Origin of the sequence: Candidatus Phytoplasma ziziphi (genome assembly GCF_003640545.1) — a bacterium.
GTDB classification, from domain to species: Bacteria; Bacillota_I; Bacilli_A; order Acholeplasmatales; family Acholeplasmataceae; genus Phytoplasma; species Phytoplasma ziziphi.
Genome location: NZ_CP025121.1, coordinates 743,627 through 750,803, shown reverse-complemented (window position 1 = coordinate 750,803; position 7,177 = coordinate 743,627). Strand labels below are relative to the sequence as shown.

Here is a 7,177-nt window from a genome sequence, read left to right as displayed (position 1 = left end):
TTTGCACTAGCAAAGAATTAGTTCAATTAGAAAAATTTCCTAAAAAAGTAATTATTATTGGTGGAGGAGTTATCGGAGTAGAATTTGCAACTATTTTTAAAAAATTTAATTCCGAAATTATAATTATAGAAAAACAAAAAAATATTTTAGTTAATATGGATCATGATATTATAAGTGCGTATACCAAAATATTAAAAAAAGATGATATTAAAATTTATACAAATTCAGAAGTAATCAAAATTGAAAATAATAAAGTTTATTATAAAACAAATACACAAGAGCATCAAGTTGAAGCAGATATAATTTTAATGGCTGTAGGTACTAAACCTAATTTAGATGGGATTACAAAATTGAATTTGAAAACAGATAGAAGTGGAATAATTACTGATAATTTTTTAAAAACTTCTATTGAAGGAGTTTATGCTATTGGTGATGTAAACGGAAAATATATGTTAGCTCATGTAGCTACTCACGAAGGTATAATAGCTGTCTCTCACGCTTTAAATTCAAAAGAACATCTTTTGCCTATGGATTATAATTCTGTTCCTTTTTGTATTTATGGTTTTCCTGAAATAGCTTCTATAGGTTTAACTGAAGAACAAGCGAAAGCAAATAATATAAATTATAAAGTTTCTAATGTCCCTGTTAGTTCTATAGGAAAAGCTTGGGCCGAGGGCGAAACTGATGGGTTCGCAAAATTAATTGTCGATAAAAATAGTTTAAAAATTTTAGGAATGCACATATTATCTTGTCATGCGACAGAATTAATTAGCGAAATAGGAGTTGTTATGGGAATGAACGGAACGGCTTATGATATAGTTAAAACAATTCATCCTCATCCTACTTTATCCGAAATAACTTTAGAAACTTTTTTAGGAGCAATTGACAAACCTATTCATATATAATTTTTTTCATTAAACAACTTAAATATTTTTTTAAAAATTTTAAATTAATAAAAACCTTAATTTTTTAGGTTTTTTTATATTATTAATATTCAAATTTTCTATAAATTAATTTTTCAAAAGAGAAATAAAAATATGTTAATTGATACACATGCGCATTTAAATTTTTTAAATTTTAATAAAGATTTAACACAAGTTATAGAAAGAGCGCACAATAATGATGTTAAATATTTTATTGTCCCCGGTGTAAATAAAGAAACAAATGAAAAAGCCATAGAATTAGCTATTCAAAACCCTTTTATAAAAGCTACTGTAGGGATTCATCCTTGTTATTGGGAAAACGAAGATCCTTTTAGCATCGAAAAATATTTAAGATGCCCTCAAGTAGTAGCGGTAGGCGAGATCGGCTTAGATTTATATCATGATAAAAGTTCTTTAGAAATACAAAAAAAGAATTTACAAATTCAGATTAAATTAGCTATTAAATATAATTTGCCTATTATTTTACACGCAAGAGAATCTTTTTTAGAAATATATCAAATGTTACTTCCTTACAAAGATAAAATCAAAGGAGTTTTTCATTGCTTAACTAGTAATTTAGACGAATTAGAAAAAGCTTTAGAATTAGGATTTTATGTAGGTTTAGGAGGAATTGTTACTTATGAAAAAGCTCTTGAAGCTCATCGAATAGTCCAAAAAGTCCCATTAGACAAAATTCTGTTAGAAACAGATTCTCCTTTTTTAACTCCTTTTCCTATGGGAAAAAGTAAAAGAAATGAACCCGAATTTCTTAAAATTATAGCTCAAAGAATAGCTGATTTAAGAAAAATTAATATAATAGATGTTTCTGAACAAACCACAAAAAATGCAAAAAAATTATTTAATTTGGATATATAATTTTTTTATTTAATAGAAATTATTTATTTTATAATTAATTTCTTTATGATGATTTAAATTTTTTCATTTTTTAAAAAACTTTGATTTATAATTTTAAAAATAAAAAAAGAACTTAATTAATTTTAAGTTCTTTTAAATTTAAATTATAATATTTTTTTAATATTTTTCTTTTTAATAAAATTAATATCAAAGACATTCCTGAAATCAATAACACAAAAATACTATAAAAAAACAAATTATTCAAATTCCTTTTCAAATTTAAAGATTTATATGGAGTGTTTTTTAGAAAAAAACATGTTATTAAATATATAAAAGGATGAATTAAAACGATATAAAAATTTTTTAATTTTAATGTAGTTTTATCTATAAAAAAATAATAATAATAAAATATTAAAGGCACAATTATATGTTCTAAATGAGCAATCCAAATTTCCCATAATTTTCTTTGATTATAAAGTTCTTTATTTTCGATCTTGAAATTATAAATGCAAAGCAATAAACAATTAAACAAACAAATAAAACTTAAATATTTATTTATTTTTAAATTTGTAAAGAAAAATAAAATTATAAAATAGATATTAATTAATAAAACAGTTTGCCTCGTAAACAAATATAAAGATAAAAAAGAATGATTGTTATAAATCCCTTTAATTAACCCTAATGTTTAAAATTAATAAATTTGTTATAAAAATTTTTTTGTTAACTGAATTTTTCATAAAAAAATACCTTTTTATAATTTTTCAGATTTGTCTTGTTAAATTTAAATATTTGATTTTAATTTAAAATTTATAATTTTAAGATATCTTTGATTTCTAAAGAATAAAATATATAAATAACAGTTAAAATTATAACATACATAATTTTACATTTAATAAAAATTTATCATAATTAAAAATTTTGAAATTTGAAAAAACTTTATTAAAAATTACAGTCAAATCATAATAAATTTAAAAAATATTATTAATTATAATGAATAAGGTTATAAATAATGACATTAGAAATTAAAAAAAAAATTAAAAGTTTGACAGATACGCTTCATCAAGCTAATTATAACTATTATAATTTGAGTAAAACAGATTTGTCAGATTATCAATATGACGCTTTATTAAAAGAATTGTCCGTGTTAGAAAAAAAATATCCTGAATATAAATTATCTTACAGTCCTACTTTGAAAGTAGGTGGTTTTTTAAGTTCGAAGTTTAAAAAAGTAGAACATATTGTTCCAATGTTGTCCTTGAGTAATGTTTTTAATTTTGATGAATTAAAATTATTTTGTAATCGTTTATTAAAAATAAATATTCCTTTTTGTTTTATTATCGAACCTAAGATAGATGGAGTAGCAATTAGTTTAAAATATGAAAAAGGTATTTTAGTCCAAGCTGCAACAAGAGGAAATGGTTATGTTGGAGAATTAATAACTGAAAATATTAGAACTATTAAAAATATTCCTTTAAAAATTAAAGAAGAAATAGATTTAGAAGTAAGAGGAGAAATTTTATTTGATCATGATTCATTTGAAAAATTGAATAAAGAACAAAAAGAAAAAAATAAAATTTTATTTTCTAACCCTCGTAATGCAGCTTCTGGAACCTTAAGACAATTAAACTCTTCGATAGTTGCTCAAAGAAATTTATCTTCTTTTATTTATTCTATTATCGACCCTCCTTTTTTTATTAAGACGCAAAAGGAAGCTTTAGATTTTTTAAAAAAAAATGGTTTTTCTGTTAATCCTTATTATGATGTTGTTTTTTCCTTTGAACAATTAAAAGAAAAAATTAATTATTATAAAGAATTGAAAGATAAATTGCCTTATGATATAGATGGAATTGTAATCAAAGTAAATGAATTAATTTTACATAATTCCATTGGATATACTTCTAAATGTCCTAAGTGGGCTACCGCTTATAAATTAAATTCTTTAAAAGGTGAAACTATAATTCAAAATATTGAATTTCAAATAGGAAGAACTGGTTCTTTAACTCCTGTAGCTTCTATTTTGCCTGTTATGGTAGATGGCAGTTTGTTGTCTAAAATAACGCTTCATAATTATGATTATATTCAAAAAAAAGATATTCGTATTAATGATTTTGTATTAGTACATAAATCAGGTTCTATTATTCCTGAAGTTTTAGAAGTTTTAAAAAATAAAAGAACTAGTCAAGTTCCTTTTAAAATGATTTCAAATTGCCCTTTTTGCAATGGTGTTTTAACTAAAAAAGAAGGTGAAGTCGATCATTTTTGTTTAAATGATGATTGTGAAGAAAAAAAAATAAAAAAAATTATTCATTTTGTTTCGAGAGAAGCGATGGATATTAATGTTTTAGGGAAAAAAACTTTATTTACTTTTTTTCAAGAAGGATTGATCAAAAAAATTTCTGATTTATATTCTTTAAAAGATAAATACGAACAATTAAAAAAATTACCTGGTTTTCAAGATAAAAAAATAATGAATATTTTAGATGCCTTAGAACAAAGTAAAAACCAATCTTTTGATAGAATTTTATACGGTTTAGGAATTGAACATGTAGGAATTAAAATAGCTAAATTATTAAATAAGAAATTTAAAAACATTAATAATCTAAAAAAAGTTAATTTAGAGGAATTATCTGAAATTCCTGAAATAGGTCCAAGAATATCTAATAGCGTTATTGAGTATTTTCGGAAAGAAGAAAATATTCAAGAAATTAATTTATTAAAATCTAAAGGTCTTAATTTTGATTATTTATATAAAAATGTTCCAATTAATAATATATTCAAAGATCAAAAAATAGTTTTAACTGGTACTTTTAATGATTATTCAAGAAATGAATTAACTAATATTTTAGAAAAATATGGAGCTTCTATTATCAAAAATGTTTCTTCTAAAACGGATTTTTTAATTCAAGGTGATAATAGCGGTTCTAAATTACAAAAAGCTCGTTTATTAAAAATTAAAATAATGGATGAAAACGAATTAAATAATATTTTAAATTCGATTAAATAATGCGCAATTTATAAGAATATGTTATTTATTTTTTTAATATTCGGATATATTCAAAAGGAATACAAAAATAAATGAAAAATATTGGAGTTGATTTAGTCGAAATAAAAAAAATTAAAAAAATAGGAATAGAAAAAATAGCTGATAGGATTTTATCTAATGCAGAGCAATTAATATATCAAGATATTAATCATTTATCAAGAAAACTTAGTTTTTTAGGAGGCAGATGGGCCGCTAAAGAAGCTATTTTTAAAGCTTATCAAAAAGGAAATTTAAAAAATAATTATCGTGATTGGTCTATTTTAAATGATTTGAATTCAGGTGCTCCTTATGTTATCCATTCTGATTCATCTTCAAAAATTATAATTTCTATTACTCATACTGAAAACTACGCCTTAGCTTTTGTCATTTTATTATAAATTTTCATTCGAAACAAAAAAAGAGTTTTTATAAACTCTTTTTTATAAATTAAAACATAAATTCATTATTTTTAATTTTTTTGAAAAAATTTTTCGAATATTTATTTTTTATTTTTAATAAAATCAAAATTAATAAAAAAATGCTTATTCCTGAAATTAATAAAATAATTTGCCATTGTTTTAATTTATTTTGCTCATGAGATGAAATTGTTATTTCGTTTTTGACTTCATTTTGATTTTTTTCTTCTGTTTTTTCTTCTTTAAATATTTCTATAAAAAATTTTTTTAATTTAATTTTTATATTTTGATATTTGTCAAAAGATTCTTGAAAGTAAAAAGTCGCACGATCATATTTATTATTTATAATTTCATCATTATTGCTACTTGTTAAATAAATATTTTCAGCTTCTTCTAATATTAATTTTGCTTTATTTGATAAATTAATAGCTGTCCCTTCTTTTTGTATATTTTCCATTTCTGTTTGTATTTCTTTTTTTAAATTAATAGCATTTTCTTTATCATAAAAAAAATCATCTGTTTTTTCTATCATTTGTTGGATTTTGATAATTTCTTTTTTTAGTATTTCTTTATTAACCAAAGCTTTATATTTTTTTATATTAGTTATGCTTTTTTTATAATTTTGAAGAGAAGAATTTAACAAAACATAAATATTTTCTAAAATATTTTCATTTTTTTCTTCTTTAAATTGTTTTTCTGCTGCTTTTAATTGACTTATGGCTGTATTTTCGTCATTTTCATTTTCTATCATTTCTATTTCTTTTGTTAATAAAAGATTTTTTTCAAAAGATTCGTCGACTTTATTTTTTAATTGTTTAGCGATATTTAATTCTATTTCGGCATTTCTTTTTTTTAATAAAATTTCTTCATGAATTTTATTATTTTTTTCTTCTTTATTAATTTCTATTGCTTTAATTTGATAATTTAGAAGGTTAATTGTGATAAAGAACATAAAATAATATAACAAGTAATAAAATTTTTTATTAGTTAAATTATATTTGTTTGATAATTGAATTTTTATTCATTCTCTTTTCTAATTCAATTTATTTTATTTATTATTTATTTTATTTATTATTTATTTTATTTATTATTTATTTTATTTATTATTTATTTTATTTATTATTTATTTTATTTATTATTTATTTTATTTATTATTTATTTTATTTATTATTTATTTTATCTAACAGATATTATTTATTATGAAAAATAATAATAATATCCAATTAATTATAACATATTTAATAATTTATCAAAATTGTTATATTTAAATTAAAGTAAATAATGATAAAATAAATTTGGTGATTGATTATCATATTAATACAATTAAAAATTAAATTAATTAAATATTTAATTAATTTAATTTTTATTAACTTAAATGAAAAGAGTTTTTTATATGAAAAAAGGTTTATTATTTTTATCTAATGGTTTCGAAGATTGCGAAGCTTTGGCTACAAGGGCATTCTTAAAAAAAAATTATTTAGATATTATTACTTTTACTTCAAATACTGATTTGGAAGTTGTTTCTTCGCAAAAATTAATAGTAAAATCAGATTTACATATTGATGAAGTTCAATTATCTGAATATGATTTTTTAATCATTCCAGGCGGTCCATATGTAAAAAAAATGTTAGAAGAAAATGGCGAAATTTTAAATAAAATTTTTCAAATTATAAAACATTTTGTTGAAAATAAAAAAATTATTGGGGCTATTTGCGCTGCGCCTTCTTTTTTAGGTAAATTAAATTTATTAGAAAATCATAATTTTACTTGTTATCCAGGATATGAAAAATATATAAAAGGTAATCATTGCCCTAATGAAAAAGCTGTCACTAGTGATATTTTTGTTACATCACGTTCTTCTGAAACAGTTTTAGATTTTGTAAAACATTTATTAAATAAAATAAAAAAATAATTTTTTATAAATAAATGATGTTTTCTTTCTATTTTTATTTAAAAAATAT

General features: G+C 20.8%; 6 protein-coding genes. 5 read left to right on the top strand and 1 reads right to left on the bottom strand.

Annotated elements, in window-relative coordinates; translation table 11 throughout:
• The 4 genes from CWO85_RS03570 to CWO85_RS03550 form a co-directional block, all read left to right on the top strand.
• Nucleotides 1-905, top strand: a 905-nt coding sequence (locus tag CWO85_RS03570) for a dihydrolipoyl dehydrogenase family protein (protein WP_121464235.1), incomplete at its 5' end; no start/stop codon positions are given.
• A gap of 132 nt (nt 906-1,037) precedes the next feature.
• A complete protein-coding gene (locus CWO85_RS03565; RefSeq protein WP_121464234.1) occupies nt 1,038-1,799 on the top strand; it encodes a TatD family hydrolase in 762 nt (253 codons plus the stop codon).
• 988 nt (nt 1,800-2,787) lie between these two features.
• A complete protein-coding gene (gene ligA / locus CWO85_RS03555) occupies nt 2,788-4,782 on the top strand; it encodes an NAD-dependent DNA ligase LigA (RefSeq protein WP_121464233.1) in 1,995 nt (664 codons plus the stop codon).
• A gap of 71 nt (nt 4,783-4,853) precedes the next feature.
• Nucleotides 4,854-5,198 (top strand): holo-ACP synthase, encoded by a 345-nt coding sequence (locus CWO85_RS03550; RefSeq protein ID WP_121464232.1) that lies wholly within the window; start codon nt 4,854-4,856, stop codon nt 5,196-5,198.
• A gap of 49 nt (nt 5,199-5,247) precedes the next feature.
• Here CWO85_RS03550 and CWO85_RS03545 read toward each other — a convergent pair whose 3' ends face one another.
• Nucleotides 5,248-6,168, bottom strand: coding sequence for a hypothetical protein (locus tag CWO85_RS03545; protein WP_152031111.1), 921 nt, complete (start codon nt 6,166-6,168; stop codon nt 5,248-5,250).
• Between the two features lie 441 nt (nt 6,169-6,609).
• Between CWO85_RS03545 and CWO85_RS03535 the strand changes: the two genes are divergently transcribed.
• Nucleotides 6,610-7,128 carry a DJ-1/PfpI family protein gene (locus CWO85_RS03535; protein WP_121464229.1) on the top strand — a complete coding sequence of 173 codons (519 nt, stop codon included), beginning with the start codon at nt 6,610-6,612 and terminating at the stop codon, nt 7,126-7,128.
• Nucleotides 7,129-7,177: the final 49 nt, after the last annotated feature.

Bases quoted from the DNA above. Each gene is read 5' to 3' on its own strand.
- ligA (WP_121464233.1), top strand. From the start codon at position 2,788: ATGACATTAGAAATTAAAAAAAAAATTAAAAGTTTGACAGATACGCTT.
- CWO85_RS03545 (WP_152031111.1), bottom strand. From the start codon at position 6,168: ATGTTCTTTATCACAATTAACCTTCTAAATTATCAAATTAAAGCAATA.
- CWO85_RS03535 (WP_121464229.1), top strand. From the start codon at position 6,610: ATGAAAAAAGGTTTATTATTTTTATCTAATGGTTTCGAAGATTGCGAA.
- CWO85_RS03565 (WP_121464234.1), top strand. From the start codon at position 1,038: ATGTTAATTGATACACATGCGCATTTAAATTTTTTAAATTTTAATAAA.
- CWO85_RS03550 (WP_121464232.1), top strand. From the start codon at position 4,854: ATGAAAAATATTGGAGTTGATTTAGTCGAAATAAAAAAAATTAAAAAA.